Source organism: Streptomyces sp. MCA2 (assembly GCF_023544705.1).
Lineage (GTDB): Bacteria > Actinomycetota > Actinomycetes > Streptomycetales > Streptomycetaceae > Streptomyces > Streptomyces decoyicus.
Map to the genome: position 1 here is coordinate 1 of NZ_JAMJFM010000008.1, position 16731 is coordinate 16731.

The following is a 16731-nucleotide window of genomic DNA, read 5'->3' on the forward strand; positions in this document are numbered from 1 at the left end:
CGCGCCCACCACGCATACGTCGGCCTGTAGCTGTTCCATGATCCACCTCCACGGTTCAGCCTCGCCCACCGAGCCCGGTTCCGCCCGGCGAGTGGGCGCGCCGGGCGGTGTTCCTGCGGCGTCGATCCGCCGGGAGAGCGGCCGGGACCCAGGTGCCCCGTGGCATGCCGGCCCGTATGGGTGATCGTGCGCGTCACGACGTGGTACGCCGTAGCCAGGACACTGCGGCCGAGGAGCAGGCGGCCGGGTGGCGCCGCGCTCGAAGGGAAGCCGCCCGACCGGGCGCCGCGACGGCCGGCCCGGCGAGGAAAAGGCGTGGCGAGGAAAAGGCGTGGCCCGTTCCGGGAGCGGGTTGCGATCATGGGAGGACTGTCTGCCGCACGTGGTGAGGAAGCGTCATGGTGCCTGCCGTTCCTGCCGATCCGACCGTGGTGCACCCGATGCCCGGGCAGCCCCGGGTGGTGCTGCTGAAACCGCTGGTGACCTCGCCGTTGATCGAGGTCGGGGAGTTCTCCTACTACGACGATCCGGACGACCCGACTGCCTTCGAGACCCGCAATGTGCTCTACCACTACGGGCCGGAGAAGCTGGTCATCGGGAAGTTCTGTGCGCTGGGGGAGGGGGTGCCGTTCATCATGAACGGCGCCAACCACCGTATGGACGGCCCCTCGACGTTCCCTTTCCCGATCATGGGCGGTTCCTGGGCCGCACACTTCGATCTGATCACCGGTCTGCCCGGCCGGGGCGACACCGTGGTCGGCCATGATGTCTGGTTCGGATACCGGGCCACGGTGATGCCCGGCGTCCGTATCGGCCACGGGGCGGTCATCGCGTCCGGTTCCGTTGTCGTCGACGACGTCCCTGACTACGGGATCGTGGGCGGCAACCCGGCCCGTCTCATCCGTCGTCGCTTCGACGAGGCGGACATCGCCCGTCTGCTGGCGGTGGCCTGGTGGGACTGGCCGGTGGAGCACCTCACCGAGCACATCCCGGCGGTCATGTCCGGCAGCATCGACGCGCTGGAGGCCGCGATCCCGGGGGAGCGGTAGCCGCGCCTCACGGACCGCCGTTCGCCGACGCCGCGCCCGGCCCCGCCTGCCTCCCGGAGCGGGACATGCGGTGCGTGGCGCGCCGGCGAACGGTCAACGGTGCTCAGGGCGTGGGCAGTCCGGGCCCCGAGCAGTGCACATCGGCAGCGGGCACGGTCCCGTCGACCAGGTACGCCGCGGCCGTACCGTCCACGCACCCGTTGCCCCGGCTGGCGAACACCCCGTGTGAGTAGTCGTGGTGCAGCGAGACCAGCCGTGAGCCGGGCAGTCGCCGCTGGAGCGCCCGGGCCCCTTCGGCGGGGGTGACGGGGTCGTGCGCGGAGGCGATCAGCAGGACCGGCGGGGCCTCGGGGCTGCCCAGCGGCGTACGGTGCGCGGGGCGGTGGTGCCAGTACGTACACACCGAGGCCTCCATGCCGGTGAGCAGTGGCTGCGGGTCGAGCCGCCGCATCCGCCGGATGTCGGCCATCACGCGGGAGGACGTGGGAGCTGGTCCGTCCGCGCACTTGACGGTGCGGTTGGCGGCCTCGTACGTACGTGAGGCGGCGCCGTCGAAGGGCTCTGCCGGGCGCAGCGGCCCGGTGGTCCCGTCGCGCAGATACGTCCGCAGGCCGTCGGCGAGGCCCGCCCAGCGTTCGGTGCGGCCCAGCGCCCGGTACACGGTGCGGTCGAACTCCGCTGCCCCGAAGCCGTCCACGGGGTGCTTCGCGAGACCCTCCCGCACCCGCTGGTAGGCGGCGCGGACCGCCGCACCGTCGGCACCGAGCCCGAAACGCTTCTCGTGCCGGGCGGCCCAGGCGAAGAAGACCGCCCGCTGGCGTATCAGAGCCCGGCTCTGGACGAGATCGAAGTCGTACCACGCCCAGGGCCCGACGACGCTGTCCAGCACCATCCGGCCGACCCGCCGGGGGAATTGGGCGGCGTAGGCGGCCCCGAGGTAGCTGCCGTACGAGACGCCGAGGAAGCCGATCCGCGGTTCGCCGAGCGCCGCCCGTATGGCGTCCATGTCCCGGGCGGTCTCGGTGGTCGACAGATACGGCAGGGCGTCCTTGACGCCGTGGGCGCAGTCGTCCGCGGTCCGCCGCAGGGTGTCGAGGTAGGCCTTACCGGCCGCCCGGCCCTCGGGGACGGGGTCCGGCCCGGGGCTGTCGAAGAGGCCGCCCATCGGTCCGCAGTCCGCGGGGGCGCTCGCGCCGGTGCCGCGCGGGTCAAACCCGATCACGTCGTACGAACGCCGCACGCGCTCCGGCAGTTTGGCGCGTTTGGTGACCGCGTAGGAGAGCCCCGAGCCGCCCGGCCCGCCCGGGTTGACCAGCAGGACGCCGCGCCGTTCGGACGCCGGTCCCGAGGCGCGGATACGGGAGACGGCGATGCGCAGGTGTGCGCCGCCCGGGTGGCTCCGGTCCAGGGGCACGCTCAGCCGGCCGCATTCGACGCGGGCGGGCGGGGGCGGAGCCGGCAGGGAGTCCGGGCAGGCGCCGAAGCGGAGCGCGGCCGCCGGCGGGGGAGCGGCGGGAACGGGGGTGGCCGGGAGCAGGGCGGCGGTGGCCGTCAGGGCGCAGAGCAGCCCCGTGCGGCGTACGGCAGGAATCACAGGTCTCACATTCGGGAGCGCGGCGACGGGCGCCGCGGTACGTGGTGGCAATGAAAATGATTATCGTTTACAGTATGGGCCGGTCAAGCCGGACGGCCCTCACCGAGGCGCCGCCCCGTCAAATACCGCCGCAACCACGCACGGACAACGCCTGCGAAGAAGGGAAACCGTGGCTCATCTGCTGATGGTCGAGAGCTGGGTCGGAGCGATGAGCAGGTTGCTCCCACGCGCGATCCGTGAGGGCGGACACGAGTTCACCTTCCTCACCCGCGATCTGCACCACTACCTGCGCTCCGCACCCGAGGGCGCCGCCCACCCGCTGCTCGGCGCCCGCAATGTGCTGACCGCCGACACCAACGACCTCGAAACACTGCTGCCGTATGCCGAGCGGCTGCACTCCGCGTTCGGCTTCGACGGTGTGCTCACCTCCTGCGACTACTACCTCCCGACGGTCGCCCGCATCGCCGGCCGCCTCGGACTGCCCGGCCCGGCGCCCGAGGCGGTCGAGAACGCCTGCCGCAAGGACGCCACCCGGCGGGTGCTCGCCGCCGCGGGAGTACCCGGGCCGCGCTTCGCGGTCTGCGCGGACCGGTCCGAAGCGGCCGCCGCGGCCGCGGAGATCGGCTATCCGCTGGTGCTGAAGCCGGTCGACCTGTGCGCGGGGATGTTCGTCCGGCGCATCGACGACGAGGCGGAGCTGACCCGCGCCTACCGCGCGCTCGACGGCTTTCCCGTCAATGCGCGCGGCCAGCGCCGGGCACCCGTGGTCCTCCTGGAGGAGTTGCTCCACGGCCCCGAAGTCAGCGTCGAGACCGTGACGTCCGACGGCAGTACCCAGGTGATCGGGGTGACCGACAAGAGCGTCGGCGGAGCACCGGCCTTCATCGAGACCGGCCACATGTTCCCCGCGGCGCTCCCGGCGGCCGACCGGGCGGCGGCGGAGGAGACCGCCGTACTCGCCCTGAAGGCCCTCGGACTCGACGGCGTCGTGGCGCACACCGAGATCAAGCTGACGCCCGACGGGCCGCGGGTGGTCGAGGTCAATCCCCGGCCCGCGGGCAACCGCATCACCGAACTGATCCGCCATGTCACCGGTATCGACGTCGCCGCGGCCTGTGTGGACGTGGCCCGGGGCGAGCGGCCCGATCTGCGCCGACGGGACACCGGACTGCGCAGCGCCGCCATCGGCTTCCTCGTGCCGCAGACCGCGGGCGTCCTGGAGGCGGTCGACGGCGGTGACCTCGTGCGCGCGGCGCCGGGAGTGCTCGAACTCCAGCTCGCCGAGCCCGGCACGGCGGTCAGGGAGGCCGGCAGCAACAACGCCTACCTGGGATACCTCATGGCCGGCGACGCCGAAGGCCCGGCCGCCCGCCGACGCGTCGAAACGCTGCTCGCCGAGCTGCGCCCGCGGGTGGTGAACCGATGAACCAGGTCGTCATCCGCACCCCCGCCGGCAACGCCCCCGCCCCGGCCGCTTCGTACGACGATCTCGTGGCCCGTGTGCGGGCCGGCGAGTTCGGGCCCGACCCGTCCACCCAGCGGATCGCCGTCGCCTTCAGCACCCGGCAGGCCGTACGCCACGAGGGCCGCGAAGGCGGCTACCGCAATGAGGTGCTGAGCCTGCGGCTCGGCGCGGCGGTCGGCTCCTGCGCGGTGGAGCCCGGTGAGTTGCCGGACGCCGCGATCGAGGACTGCGTCGGCGCGGACCTCGACCGCCTCCTGGGGCACGAGCTGCGCCCGGTGCGGGTGGCCGCCCTCGACGCGTATCTGCTGCACGTACGCCCGCACACGCCCGCGAACGGCGCCCGTTCCTGGTCGCTGCCGGCCGGGTCGTCCCTGCGGAAGTCGCGGGCCAGGGCACGGGCCGTCACCGGGCTGATCGACGTCGTGCCCGGCGCACGGGTGCTCGTGATCGGCGTGGTCAACTCGCTGCTGGAGGCGCTGCGGGAGCGCGGTCTGGCGTATGTGCCGTGCGACCTCAAGGGCGGCACGACGGAGTGGGGCGAGCCCGTACACACCGACGCGCTCGCCGAGTTGGAGCGCTGCGACGCCGTGCTCGCCTCCGGCATGACACTGGGCAACGGCAGTTTCGAGCCGCTGCGGGAGCATGCACTGCGGCACCGCAAGCCCCTGGTGATGTTCGCCCAGACCGGGAGTGCGGTGCTGCCGCGGTTCCTCGGCTCAGGGGTGAGCGCGGTGTGTGCGGAGCCCTACCCGTTCTTCTGGCTCGACGGCGGATCCGGCATCATCCATCGCTACCACGGCGAGATACGGGGGGCCGCCCGGTGACCACCGCCGTCGTGCACCCCACCGGCAACCGGGAGCTCCTCGGCCTGCTCGGCCGCACCCCGCTCGCCCGCGTCACCGCCGATCTGCCCTGCCCGCACCCCGGCTTCTGGGCCAAGCTCGAAGGGCTCGGCGCGGGCGGCATGAAGGCGCGCGCCGCCGTCTCCATGCTGCTCGGCGCCAAGGAGCGCGGCGAACTCCGCCCCGGCGCCCCCGTGGTGGAATCCACCTCCGGCACCCTCGGCATCGGCCTGGCCTTCGCGGGCCAGGCGCTCGGCCACCCCATCGTCCTGGTCGGCGACACCGAGCTGGAGCCCTCGATGCGGCGGCTGCTGCGGACGTATGGAGTCCGGCTCGAACTGGTCGACCGGCCGGCGGCCGAGGGCGGCTGGCAGGCGGCCCGGCTGGCCCGGCTGCGGCAGCTGCTCGCCGAACTGCCCGGTGCGTACTGGCCCGACCAGTACAACAACCCCGACAACGTGGCCGGTTACGGCTCCCTCGCCGCCGAAATGGCCGCCGAGCTGGACCATCTCGACGTCCTGGTGTGCAGCGTCGGCACCGGAGGCCACAGCGCCGGAGTCGTCGCCCCCCTGCGCCGGCACTGGCCGCACCTGCGGCTGATCGGCGTGGACGCCACCGGATCGACGATCTTCGGCCAGCCCGCCAGGACCCGGCTGATGCGGGGCCTCGGCAGCAGCATCCACCCGCGCAATGTCGCCTACGACGCGTTCGACGAGGTGCACTGGGTCGGCCCGGCCGAGTCCGCCGATGCCTGCCGCAGGCTCGCCGCCGGCAACTTCGTCAGCGGCGGCTGGAGCACCGGCGCCGTCGCACTCGTCGCCGCGTGGGCCGCCCGCGTCCATCCCGGAGCCGTGGTCGCCACGGTCTTCCCCGACGGGCCGCAGCGCTACCTGGGCAGCGTCTACGACGACGACTTCGCCACCGCCCACGGCCTGGACCTGACCTGCGCCGCCACCCGTCCGGTCGAGATCCCGCACCCGCAGGCGGCGGAGGCGCGGGGATGGACCCGCTGCCGGACGGTCACCGACCCGCTGGCGCCCCCCGCCGCGGGCGTCCCGTCACCCGCTCCGACCGCCCCGCGTCCCACGGCACCCGGCACCGGCCCCGTCCAGGCGCCCGCCGCCGGACCGCGCCACCCCACCCATCGCACCACCCGGAAAGAAGCCCCGTGAAGGTCAGTCAGCGCACCGTACGACTCCCACTCACCGAGCCGCTACGGATATCCCGCTCCACGATGGCGGCCCGCGACGCCGTATGGCTCGGCATCGAACACCACGGCCGACGCGGCTACGGAGAAGCCGTCACCAGCACCTACTACGGTCTGGACGCCGCCACCCTCGGCCGGCTGCTGCACGGGACCGCACGCGAACTCGCCCGCTGCGCCGACCCGGAGACCGCACTCGAAGCCCTGCGCGCGGGCGAGCTGCTCACGCCCGGCACGCCCGCCGCGGTGACCGCGGCGGTGGAGTCCGCGCTGCTCGACCTCGTCGGCAAGCGCGCGGGCCTCCCCGTGCACCGGTTGCTCGGCGGCACCGAAGCGCCGCGCGCCGCCACCGCCCGCACCCTCGGCATCACCTCGCGCCGCGCGGCCGCGGAGCAGGCGGGCCGCTTGGTCCGGCAGGGCTTCTCCGTCCTCAAGATCAAGGCCGGTGCCCCGGACCCCGAGGACGACCTCGACCGCGTACGGGCCGTGCGCCAGGCCGCCCCGCACGCCCGGCTGTTGCTCGACCCCAACGGTGCCTGGGCCCCCGCCCTGGCGCAGGCCCTGCTGCCCCGTTACGCGGACCTCGGCGTCGAGGCCGTGGAGCAGCCCCTCGCCCCCGGAGACCCCGAGACGCTCGCCCGGCTCGCCGAAGGCTCGCCGCTGCCGGTCATCGCCGACGAGGACGTGGTCGGCTTCGAGGACGCCCGGCGGCTGGCCGGCCGGGTGCACGGCATCAACGTCAAGCTCGCCAAGTGCGGCGGTGTCGGCGCGGCACTGCGCATCGCCGACCTGATCGCCGGCAGCGGCACCGAGCTGATGCTCGGCTGCCTCACCGCCAGCACGCTCGGTCTCGCCCCCGCCGTCCACCTCGCCGACCGCGCCCGCTGGACCGACCTGGACGGCCACCTGTTGCTCGCCCACGACCCGTGGACCGGGATCGGCGGCACGGACGGCACCGTAGGAGCCGGCGGGCAGCCGGGGCTCGGCGTACGGCCGGCGCGCGGCGAGATACCGCCGGGCGAGACGGGGCCGGGCGAGTCGGCGCCGGAGCCGGTCCGCGGTGCGGAGGCGGCACAGTGAAGATCTGGCACGAGATGCGCCGCTACCCGTTCGCGATCCGGCTGTTGCTGATCAACCAGCTCGGTGTCAACACCGGGTTCTACCTGCTCATCCCGTACCTCGCCGTGCACCTGGGCGAGGACCTGGGGATGTCCGCCGCGGTCGTCGGCATCGTGCTCGGCGTCCGCAACCTGAGCCAGCAGGGACTGTTCCTCATCGGCGGCTCGGCGTCCGACCGACTGGGTGCGCGCGGGGTCATCATCGCCGGCTGTGCGCTGCGGACCGTCGGCTTCGGGCTCTTCGCGCTCGGCGACGGCCTGGCCGTACTCGTCGCCGCCTCCGTCCTCAGCGGGCTGGCCGGCGCGCTGTTCAACCCCGCCGTCCGGGCCTACCTCGCGCAGGAGGCGGGCGACCGCAAGCCCGAGGCGTTCGCCCTCTTCAACGTGTTCGCGACCACCGGCGCCCTGATCGGGCCACTGCTCGGCAGCGCCCTGCTGCTCGTCGACTTCCGGACCTCCGCGCTCACCGCCGCCGGCCTCTTCGCGCTGCTCACCGTCGCGCAGGCCCTGGTGCTGCCGGCCCGCACGGTCGCCCCGGCCACGAACAGCGTCCTCGGCGACTGGCGCGAAGTCCTCGGCAACCGCGTCTTCGTGGCCTTCGCGCTGGCCATGGTCGGCATGTTCACCCTCCAGAACCAGCTGTACCTGCTGCTGCCCGAGGGCGCGCGGCGGGCCACCGGCTGGGACGGCGCGGCCGGTCTCGTCTTCCTCGTCGGTACCGTCGCCAACCTCTCGCTCCAGATGCGGATCACCCGCGCGCTCAAGGGGCGCGGCGACCGGGCCTGGTGGATCGGCGCGGGGCTCGTCCTGATGGGCCTCGCCTTCGTGCCGCCGATGGCCGTCGCCGGCCCGGTATCGCCGTCCGGCGGGGCAGGCGGCGCCGCGCTGCGCGTACTGCCCGTACTGGCCGGGGCGTTGCTGCTCTACCTGGGCGTGATGATCGCCCAGCCGTTCGTGATGGAGCTCATCCCCGCCTTCGGCCGGGCCGAGCTCACCGGCACGTACTTCGGGCTGTTCTACGTGGTCTCCGGCATCGCCGCGGCGGTGGGCAACACCGTCGTCGGCTGGGCCATGGACACCGGTGAACACCACCGTGCGCCGTGGCTGCCCTGGGCGTGCTGTCTGGCCTTCGGACTCGTCTCCGCGGCCGGTGTCGCCTGGCTGCACCGGCTGCGAGGGCTGCCGGGCCGGGCGGCCGAGGCGGCGGCGACGGCACCGGTCACGGCGGCGGGAAAGGCATGACACCACCCGTGAACACCACACGCAGCCCCCTGAGCACCACGCGCAGCCCCGTGAACACCACGCGCAGCAACGAAAACCTGCTGACCGACAACCCGGAACTCTACGAGGCACGCTTCCCCGACGCCGACCGCCTGGCCGGCCGCTGGGCCGAGGACTGCCTGCGACGGCACGGTGCGGGCGCCCGCGTCCTGGACATCGGCTGCGGCACCGGACGCGACGCCGCACATCTGCATGCGGCGGGCCGTACGGTTGTCGCGGCCGATCTCTCCGAAGCGATGCTCGCGTACGCCCGTACCCACCACCGGGGGCCGGACTACGTACGGGCCGATCTGCGGGACTTCGACCTCCACGAGGAGCCCGTGGACGCCGTCGTCTGCCTGGACAGCGCGCTGCTCTACTGCCACACCAACGCCGAACTCGACGGCTTCCTCGCGTCCTGCCGGCGCAGCCTCACCCCCGGCGGGCTGCTCGTCGCCGAGATGCGCAACGGCGCCTTCTTCCTCGGCCGCACCGAACTGCTCGACGCCCCGGCCGTCAACGGCTTCACCTGGCAGGGCACCGCCTACACCTCCACGACCACGCTGTCCGTCGACCGCACCGCCCAACTCCTGCGCCGTACCCGCATCTGGACGGCCGACGACGGCTCCCCGCCGCACGAGCAGCGCTCCGCATGGCGGCTGCTCTTCCCCCAGGAACTGCGCCATGTCCTCGCCAGCCACGGCTTCGAGGTCCTCGACCTGCACGACGGGCCGGGGCCACGGACGGAACCGGCCTGGCAGGAGGGCGCCGGACCGGGGGAGCGCACCGACCAGGACCGGCTCCACCTCGTCGCCCGGCTGACCCGGCACGACTGACGCCCGCTCCACTCGCCTCCGCCTCCGCTCTCCGCCACCTCCGTCCGCACACAGCAAGGAAACCGGCATGTACGACGGTCCCGTCCACCCTCCCCGCTTCCCCGGCCTGCACCGCCGCGGCTTCCTCGCCGCCGCCGGCGGCGCGGCCGGACTCGGCGCGCTCGCCCTCGCCGGATGCGCAGGCCCCTCCGGTGACGCCGCCGGCGGCGGCAAACCCCGGCGCGGTGGGAAGCTGCGCGCCGCGTTCGCCGGCGGCGGCGCCGGCGAGACCCTCGACCCGCACCTGGCCAACCTCTTCGCCGACGCCGCCCGCGCCAAGGCCCTCTTCGACAAGCTCGCCGACTTCAGCGCCGATCTCTCCGCCGAACCGCGGCTCGCCGCGTCCTGGGAGCCGAACGCCGGACTCGACCGCTGGACGGTGAAGCTGCGCAAGGCGGCCTTCCACAACGGCAAGCCGGTCACCGCCCGGGACGTCCTCTACAGCTACCGCCGTATCGCCGACCCCAAGAAGGCGTTCCGCGCCAAGGCCTCACTGGAGCCCCTCGACCTCGGAGCGAGCCGGGCCGTCGACGAGCGCACCGTCGAGTTCGCGCTGAAGCGGCCGACCGCCGAATTCCCCAACCTCCTCGCCGCGTTCGGCGCCTATGTCGTCCCCGACGGCGCGCAGGACTTCGACCGCAAGCCGGTCGGCAGCGGCCCCTTCCGCTTCGTCTCCTTCACGCCCGGACGGTCCGCCGTCTTCCGGCGCAACGACGACTACTGGGAGGGCGCGCCCTACCTGGACCAGCTGGAGTTCCTGGTCGCCAACGAGGAGTCCGCACGCGTCAACTCCCTGCTCGGCGGCCAGGTCGAGTACGCACACGAGCTGGCGCCGACGACGGCCCGCGCACACGAGGGCCAGGGGCAGATCGAGATCGTGCGGCTGCGCAACAGCGCGATGCAGTCGTTCGCCATGAAGACCGACCGGGCGCCGTTCGACGACAAGCGGGTGCGCAAGGCGTTCTTCCTCCTCGCCGACCGCAAGGAACTGGTCGACGGTGCGCTCTCCGGAGCCGGTGAGATCGGCAACGACCTGTTCGGCAAGGGATACGAGTACTACGAGGACGGCCTGCCGCAGCGCGAACAGGACCTGGACCGCGCCCGCCATCTGCTGAAGAAGGCCGGCGCCGACGGACTGCGGGTCACCCTGGACACCTCCGCCGTCGCCGCCGGGTTCACCGAGGCCGCCGCCATCTTCCGCGACCAGGCCGCCAAGGCCGGAGTGCAGGTGAAGGTGGCGATGGGCAGCAAGGACAGCTACTGGCAGGACACCCTCGACTCCGGAACCCTGTGCTGCTACCGCTCCGGCGCGATGCCGATCGAATCGCACTTCTCCCAGCGGCTGCTGACCGGCTCCACCACCAACGCCACCAAGTGGCAGCACAAGGACTTCGACGCCCTCTACCAGCAGGCCCAGTCCACCAGGAGCAAGAAGGACCGGACCGCCGTGTACGCGCGCATGCAGCGCCGGCTGTACGCCGAGGGCGGCTTCCTGGTCTGGGGCTTCGCCGACTGGATCCTGGGCACCGCCCGCAACGTCCGCGGCGTCGCGCACCAGGCCCCCGCCAACACGCTCGACTGGGCCCGCTTCGACAAGGTGTGGCTCGCGTGACCGGCCTGCGGTCCTGGCTGCTCCGCCGGCTGCTGCTCGGCGCCGGGCAGACCGTCGCCGTCGTCCTGCTCGTCTTCGCCCTCACCGAGGCACTGCCCGGCGACGCCGCGGTGGCGCTCGCCGGCGACCAGCCCGACCCCGGGCGGATCGCCGCCATCCGGGAGGCCATGCACCTGGACCGGCCCGCCTACGAACGCCTGGGGGAGTGGGCGGCCGGACTGCTGCACGCGGACCTCGGCAGCTCGCTGACCTCCGGCCGGCCGGTCAGCTCCTACCTCGCCGACGGCTTCGGGCCGACCGTGGTGCTCGCCGCGCTCACCCTGCTCCTGCTCGTGCCGGTCGGGGTCGGCCTCGGCGTCCTGGCCGCCCGGTACGAAGGACGGCTCGGCGACCGCCTCATCAGCTCGGTGACCCTGGCCGTGTACGCCGTACCGGAGTTCGCCCTCGGTGTGCTGCTGGTCGCGGTCCTCGCGCTGCGCCTGGGCTGGCTGCCACCGACCGCCGTCGGCTACGGCGGCGATCTGCTCGCCCACCCCGCGGCGCTGGTGCTGCCCGTGGCGGTGCTGCTGTCCCGGCCGGTGTGCTCGCTGACGCGGCTGGTCCGCGCCGGCATGATCGACGCCCTGGCCTCGCCGTACGTCGCACAAGCCCGCCGCTACGGCATCCCCGGCGCACGCATCCGCTACGCGCACGCCCTGCCGCATGCCCTGGCGCCCGCCGCCCAGCAGCTGGCCCGCACCATCGACTGGCTGCTGTGCGGAGTCATCGTCGTGGAAGCCCTCTTCGTGATCCCCGGACTCGGAACGGTCCTGATGAACGCCGTGACGGAACGCGATGTCCCCGTCATCCAGGGCCTGGCGGTCGTCTTCGGCTGCACCGCCGTCGTCCTCAACCTCGGCGCGGACCTGGTCATGCACCGTTTCGTGCCCCGGACCGGGGCGGCGGCATGAGACGACGTACGACCGGCGGTCCGGCACGCTTCGCCTTCGCCGTGCTGATCATCGCCGTACCGCTGCTGCTCGCCCTGCTCGGGCCGCTGTTGGCCGGGGAACCGGGCCCCCGGGCCGCTTCCTTCACTGTCGGCGGCGGACATTGGGCCGGCACCGACTTCGTCGGCCGGGACGTCTGGCGGCAGGTGCTGCTCGGCGGCCGCCCCGTCGTCCTGGCCGCGCTCGCGGCGACGGCGCTGGCCTACGCGGTGGCGCTGCCGCTGGGCCTCATCAGTGCGCTCACCCGTCGCGGCTGGCTGGAAGAGCTGTTGATGCGCCCGTTGGACGTGCTGCTCGCCGTGCCGTCGCTGCTGGTCATCCTGCTGGTGTCGGCGGTCCTGACGCCCGGCGCCGGGGGGCTCGCGCTCCTGGTGGCGCTGGTCAATGTCCCGGACGCCGCCCGGACGGTCCGGGCAGCCGCCGCGGAGGCGGCCGCGTCGCCCGCGGTCGAGGCGCTGCGGATGCAGGGCGAGACCTGGTGGCGGATGGCCGTGGGCTACGCCGGCCGCTCGGCCCTGCGCACCCTTGCCGCCGACGCCGGGGTGCGGCTGACGGGAGTGCTCTACCTGGTGGCCACGGCCGCCTTCCTCGGTGTCGGCGCCGAACCGGACGCCGCCGACTGGGCGGTGATGGTCGACCGCAACCGGACGGGCATGTTCGTCCAGCCCTGGGCCGTTGCGCTGCCCGCGTTGCTGATCATGGCCCTGACCATGGGCTTCAACCTGCTCTTCGACGCGGCCCTGACCCGACGCGACCCACGACCGCGGCCGGCCCGTCCACCGCGTCCACCGCGTCCCGGCCCGGGCCCTGACCACCCGCCCACCGACGGTACGGCCCCCGGGCCGAGGCGAAGCGAGAAGAGCAGTCCATGAACGCAACCGCCATCGCCCGACTCCAGGACCTCCGGGTCGAGACCGGCGGCCGGGCCCTCGTCGACGGGGTGAGCCTCCAGCTGGTCCCCGGCAAGATCACCGCCCTGATCGGCGCCTCCGGCAGCGGCAAGACCACCACCGGCCTCGCCCTGCTCCACGAGTATCCGCCCGGCGCCGTGGTGACCGGCGAGGTGAACGTCCCCGACGCCCTCATCGGGTACGTACCGCAGCACCCCGCCACCGTCCTCAACCCCGCCCGGCCCGTGGCCGCCCTCCTCCAGGACATCGCGCGCACCCAGGTGCGCCATCTGCCGCGCCGTGCCCGCCGCTCCGCGGTCCGGCACCGCGTGCTGCGCGCGTTGGACCGGGCTCAGCTGCCCGACGGCGAGACCCTGCTGCACCGCTACCCCCACCAGCTCTCCGGCGGCCAGCAGCAACGTGTGGTCCTCGCCCAGGCCCTCCTGACCGGTGCCACCACCCTCATCGCGGACGAACCGACCACCGGTCAGGACGCACTGACGAAGCAGCAGATCACCGCCCAACTCGCCGCCTTGGCCCGGCAGGGCCTCGCCATACTGCTCCTGAGCCACGACCTGGAGGTAGTCCACGCCCTGGCCGATGACGTCCACGTCATGCGCGCCGGCCGCATCGTGGAATCCGGCCCGCCGGAAGAACTCCGGCTCTCCCCCCGGCACCCCTGGACCCGCGAACTCCTCGCCGCGGCCGATTCCGCCGAGCCGCCAGACGGTGTGCCTGCGCACCGCGACGCCGCCACAACAGACGCCGTCACCACAGGCGCCGCCATAACAGACGCCGTCACCACAGGCGCCGCCACCACAGGACCCGGCACACGGCGCAGAAGCCCCGCGAGCCCGCTCACCGCCCAGGACCCCGTACTTCAGGTGCGTGCCCTCACCGCCCGCCACGGCAGGACCACCGTCCTGCACCCCACCGATCTCCTCCTCCCGCCGGGCTGCACGGCCGTCGTGGGCCGCTCGGGCAGCGGCAAAACCACCCTCGCCCGCTGCCTGGCCGGTCTCCACCGGACCTACGACGGGGAGGTCCTGCTCGACGGTGCCGCACTGCCCCGTAGCCTGCGCGACCGTACCCGCGAACAACTGGCGGCAGTCCAGTACGTCTTCCAGGACGCCCGGTCCGCCTTCGACGAACACCGCCCGGTCCTCGACCAGGTGAGCCGCACTGCCATCCGCCTGCGCAAGGTCCCACCGCCCGAGGCGCCGGCCGACGCCGAGCGCATCCTGAGCTCCCTGGGTCTGGCCGGCGACCTCATCCGCCGCAAGCCCACGGAACTCTCCGGCGGCGAACTCCAGCGCGCCGCCCTGGCCCGCGCACTGCTGGCCCGCCCGAGGGTCCTGCTCTGCGACGAGATCACCTCCGGCCTGGACACCGTCGCCCGCCGGAACCTCCGCACCCTCCTCGCGGACCTCCTGCGGACCCACCCTGACCTGTCCCTGGTCCTGATCACCCACGACCGCGACACCGCGGCCCTGGCCACCCGCACGGCGGTGCTCGACAACGGCCGCCTCGTCGAACAGGGCCCGACCGAGCAGCTCCTGGCCGACCCCCGACACCCCCTCACCGCCGCACTGCTGCGGGCCGCACCCGACCGCGGGGCCACGCCGAGCGCCGCACCGTCCGACGCGGGAGCGGCACACGGAACGTGAGCAGGCGGCGCCGCTTCCCGCAGGGCCCCTACCGGGGCGAGCCGTCCACCAGCCGCAGCGGCAGCGACTTCAGCCCGTTGATGAAGTTCGACACCAGCCGCTGCGGCGGACCGGCGACCGCCAGAGCGGGCAGCAGGCTGCCCGTCTCCTCGTACAGCACCCGCAACTGCAACCGGGCGAGATGCGCGCCCAGGCAGACGTGCGGGCCGTCGCCGAACGAGACATGAGGGTTGGGGGACCGGGTCAGGTCGAGACGGTGCGGGGCGGCGAAGACCCGCTCGTCGTAGTTCGCCGAGCCGTGGAAGACCACCACCTTGTCGCCTGCGCGGATGCGGCGGCCGGCCAACTCGGTGTCGCACGCCGCGGTCCGGCGGAAGCTGAGCACCGGCGGATGCCAGCGCAGCAGCTCCTCCACACAGGTCGCCGCCCCCACCGCCCCGCTGCGCAGCCCGCGGTAGGCGTCCGGATGCCGGGCCAGCGCCAGCAGGCCGCCGGGGGCCGCGCTGCGTACGGTGTCGTTGCCCGCGATGGTCAGCAGGAAGAAGAACATCTCCAGTTCGGGCGTGGCCAGTTCGTCGTCCGACGCGAGGACGGTCATGACGTCGTCGCCCGGATGCCGTCGCTTGTGGACGGCCAGCTCCCGCGCGAAGTCGAACATGTCCTGAAGCATCGACGGCGACCGCGGATCGGCGGGCTGCCCGTCCGGCCCCGATGACGACGGGCCCGCTTCGTCCGGATCCTGGTAGCCGATGACCCGCCGGGTCCACGCCAGCAGCAGCCCGCGTTCGGCGGGCGGCACCCCGAGCAGATCGGCGAGGTTGAGCAGGGCGAAGTCGTCCGTGACATCGGTGACGAGATCGCGCACCCCGTTCCCCGTACGCGCCGCGTCCACCGCCGCGGTCAGCAGGCCACGGGCCCGTGCGCGTACCGCCGTCCCGAAACGCTCGACGCGGCGGGGCGTGAAGGCACGGCTCACCAGGCGCCGCAGCCGCCCGTGGTCCGGGGGATCCTGATTGAGCATCATGCGGCGGATGAACGGCAGGTCGGCGGGGGCGGGATCGCGGATCTGGGTGGCCCCCAGGTGGGAGGAGAAGGTGCGCGCGTCCTTCAGGACCCGTACGACGTCGTCGTGCCGCGTGACCGCCCAGAAGCCGGGGCCGGCCGGCCAGCCGAGCACCTCGTGCTCCTCCTGCCAGGCCACCGGATGATGATCGCGCAACAGCCGGTACGCCGTGTGCGGCAGCCCGTCCACGTAGCCGCGCGGGTCGAAGACATCTGGCACATCCGGAGGGGCGACATCCCGTGCGGGCACGGTCATCAGGCTGCCCGCACGTCACCGTCGGCACGCAGAAAGTCCTCCACGGCCCGGATCAGCTCCAGCGGGGTTTCGTCCATGGCGTAGTGCCCCGCCGATCGCAGCTCGACCAGCTCGCTGCGGGCGTACCACCGCATCCATGTCTGACGCGTCAGTTCGGCGGTCAGCGCGGGATCCAGCGCCCCGGTCACGGCCAGCGCCGGCACCGCCGAGCCCTCGACCTCGGCGGCGAACGCCTCCCCGGACCAGGAGTCCAGCCAGGACCGGAACGCCTTCGGGTCACTGCACGCCAGTGACCGCTGCACCATCCGGTCCAGCCAAGCGGCGGGGCGCCGCCCGCCGGTGGTGAGGTCGATGATGGCCCGCCGGTTCTCCGGCAGATGGGCCGCGGAGGAGAACAGCTCCCACTGCTGCGGCGGCAGGGGCAGCCCGGAGGCGGGGACCGGCGAGATGCCCACGAGCCTGCGCACCCGGTGCGGAGCCGCGGCCAGCACCCGTTGGACGACACTGGCGCCCATCGAATGGCCGACCGCCGAGAACCGGTCCCAGCCCAGCCGGTCGGCGAGCGCCAGGACATCGGCCGCCCCTTCGCCGGAGGTGTACGAGCCGGTCTCGCCTCTCGCCTCGCCGTAGCCACGGAGATCGACCAGCGCGTACTGGAACGCCTCCTGATCGAGATCCGGCAGGACCGGGTCGAAGGCGGATCTGTCGGCGAACCACCCGTGCACGGCGATGACCTTGTGCGATCCCCGGCCGTGCAGGGCATGAGGCAGTACGAAGGAAGCCACGCGCACTCCAAAGGTCTGACGGAACCAGGGCAACGGCCACGTCCGACCACAGTGGCCGTAACA

At 73.4% G+C, this 16731-nt stretch carries 14 protein-coding genes; 11 read left to right on the forward strand and 3 right to left on the reverse strand.

Annotation, left to right across the window (positions count from 1 at the left end):
• Nucleotides 1-398 precede the first annotated feature (398 nt).
• Entirely contained in the window at nucleotides 399-1049 is a 651-nt protein-coding gene (locus M8I34_RS08370; RefSeq protein ID WP_284050107.1) for a CatB-related O-acetyltransferase, read from the forward strand.
• 103 nt (nucleotides 1050-1152) lie between these two features.
• Here the strand turns inward: M8I34_RS08370 and M8I34_RS08375 are convergent, their stop codons facing one another.
• Nucleotides 1153-2643: an alpha/beta hydrolase gene (locus tag M8I34_RS08375; protein ID WP_250048613.1), complete on the reverse strand. Its 1491-nt coding sequence runs from the start codon at nucleotides 2641-2643 to the stop codon at nucleotides 1153-1155.
• A 169-nt stretch (nucleotides 2644-2812) separates the two neighbouring features.
• On the opposite strand from M8I34_RS08375, the gene M8I34_RS08380 reads away from it, so the two are divergent.
• The 10 genes from M8I34_RS08380 (at nucleotide 2813) to M8I34_RS08425 (ending at nucleotide 14565) form a co-directional block, all read left to right on the forward strand.
• Entirely contained in the window at nucleotides 2813-4069 is a 1257-nt protein-coding gene (locus tag M8I34_RS08380; protein ID WP_250048614.1) for an ATP-grasp domain-containing protein, read from the forward strand.
• Nucleotides 4066-4932 (forward strand): Rossmann-like domain-containing protein, encoded by an 867-nt coding sequence (locus tag M8I34_RS08385; RefSeq protein WP_250048615.1) that lies wholly within the window; start codon nucleotides 4066-4068, stop codon nucleotides 4930-4932. Before M8I34_RS08380 ends, M8I34_RS08385 begins: the two co-directional genes overlap by 4 nt.
• On the forward strand, nucleotides 4929-6122 hold the full coding sequence (locus M8I34_RS08390; RefSeq protein WP_308372079.1) for a cysteine synthase family protein: 1194 nt from the start codon (nucleotides 4929-4931) through the stop codon (nucleotides 6120-6122). Before M8I34_RS08385 ends, M8I34_RS08390 begins: the two co-directional genes overlap by 4 nt.
• The gene (locus tag M8I34_RS08395; protein ID WP_250048616.1) at nucleotides 6119-7234 is read left to right on the forward strand and encodes a dipeptide epimerase; all 1116 of its coding nucleotides are present in this window, start codon (nucleotides 6119-6121) and stop codon (nucleotides 7232-7234) included. The genes M8I34_RS08390 and M8I34_RS08395 overlap by 4 nt, the downstream gene beginning before the upstream one ends.
• Nucleotides 7231-8514, forward strand: coding sequence for an MFS transporter (locus M8I34_RS08400; protein WP_250048617.1), 1284 nt, complete (start codon nucleotides 7231-7233; stop codon nucleotides 8512-8514). Before M8I34_RS08395 ends, M8I34_RS08400 begins: the two co-directional genes overlap by 4 nt.
• 50 nt (nucleotides 8515-8564) lie before the next feature.
• Nucleotides 8565-9368, forward strand: a complete 804-nt coding sequence (locus tag M8I34_RS08405) for a methyltransferase domain-containing protein (RefSeq protein ID WP_250048618.1) — start codon at nucleotides 8565-8567, stop codon at nucleotides 9366-9368.
• A 67-nt stretch (nucleotides 9369-9435) separates the two neighbouring features.
• Nucleotides 9436-11019 carry an ABC transporter substrate-binding protein gene (locus M8I34_RS08410; RefSeq protein ID WP_250048619.1) on the forward strand — a complete coding sequence of 528 codons (1584 nt, stop codon included), beginning with the start codon at nucleotides 9436-9438 and terminating at the stop codon, nucleotides 11017-11019.
• Entirely contained in the window at nucleotides 11016-11969 is a 954-nt protein-coding gene (locus tag M8I34_RS08415) for an ABC transporter permease (RefSeq protein ID WP_250048620.1), read from the forward strand. Before M8I34_RS08410 ends, M8I34_RS08415 begins: the two co-directional genes overlap by 4 nt.
• Nucleotides 11966-12880 carry an ABC transporter permease subunit gene (locus tag M8I34_RS08420; RefSeq protein ID WP_250048621.1) on the forward strand — a complete coding sequence of 305 codons (915 nt, stop codon included), beginning with the start codon at nucleotides 11966-11968 and terminating at the stop codon, nucleotides 12878-12880. The genes M8I34_RS08415 and M8I34_RS08420 overlap by 4 nt, the downstream gene beginning before the upstream one ends.
• Nucleotides 12877-14565 carry an ABC transporter ATP-binding protein gene (locus M8I34_RS08425; protein WP_250048622.1) on the forward strand — a complete coding sequence of 563 codons (1689 nt, stop codon included), beginning with the start codon at nucleotides 12877-12879 and terminating at the stop codon, nucleotides 14563-14565. The genes M8I34_RS08420 and M8I34_RS08425 overlap by 4 nt, the downstream gene beginning before the upstream one ends.
• Nucleotides 14566-14593: 28 nt before the next feature.
• Here M8I34_RS08425 and M8I34_RS08430 read toward each other — a convergent pair whose 3' ends face one another.
• Together M8I34_RS08430 and M8I34_RS08435 are read right to left on the reverse strand one after the other, a co-directional pair.
• Nucleotides 14594-15877, reverse strand: a complete 1284-nt coding sequence (locus M8I34_RS08430; protein WP_374210874.1) for a cytochrome P450 — start codon at nucleotides 15875-15877, stop codon at nucleotides 14594-14596.
• A gap of 5 nt (nucleotides 15878-15882) precedes the next feature.
• Entirely contained in the window at nucleotides 15883-16668 is a 786-nt protein-coding gene (locus tag M8I34_RS08435) for an alpha/beta fold hydrolase (RefSeq protein WP_250048624.1), read from the reverse strand.
• Nucleotides 16669-16731 lie beyond the last annotated feature (63 nt).

Coding starts and splice junctions, on each gene's coding strand:
- M8I34_RS08370 (WP_284050107.1), top strand. CDS start 399: ATGGTGCCTGCCGTTCCTGCCGATCCGACCGTGGTGCACCCGATGCCC.
- M8I34_RS08385 (WP_250048615.1), top strand. CDS start 4,066: ATGAACCAGGTCGTCATCCGCACCCCCGCCGGCAACGCCCCCGCCCCG.
- M8I34_RS08410 (WP_250048619.1), top strand. CDS start 9,436: ATGTACGACGGTCCCGTCCACCCTCCCCGCTTCCCCGGCCTGCACCGC.
- M8I34_RS08420 (WP_250048621.1), top strand. CDS start 11,966: ATGAGACGACGTACGACCGGCGGTCCGGCACGCTTCGCCTTCGCCGTG.
- M8I34_RS08425 (WP_250048622.1), top strand. CDS start 12,877: ATGAACGCAACCGCCATCGCCCGACTCCAGGACCTCCGGGTCGAGACC.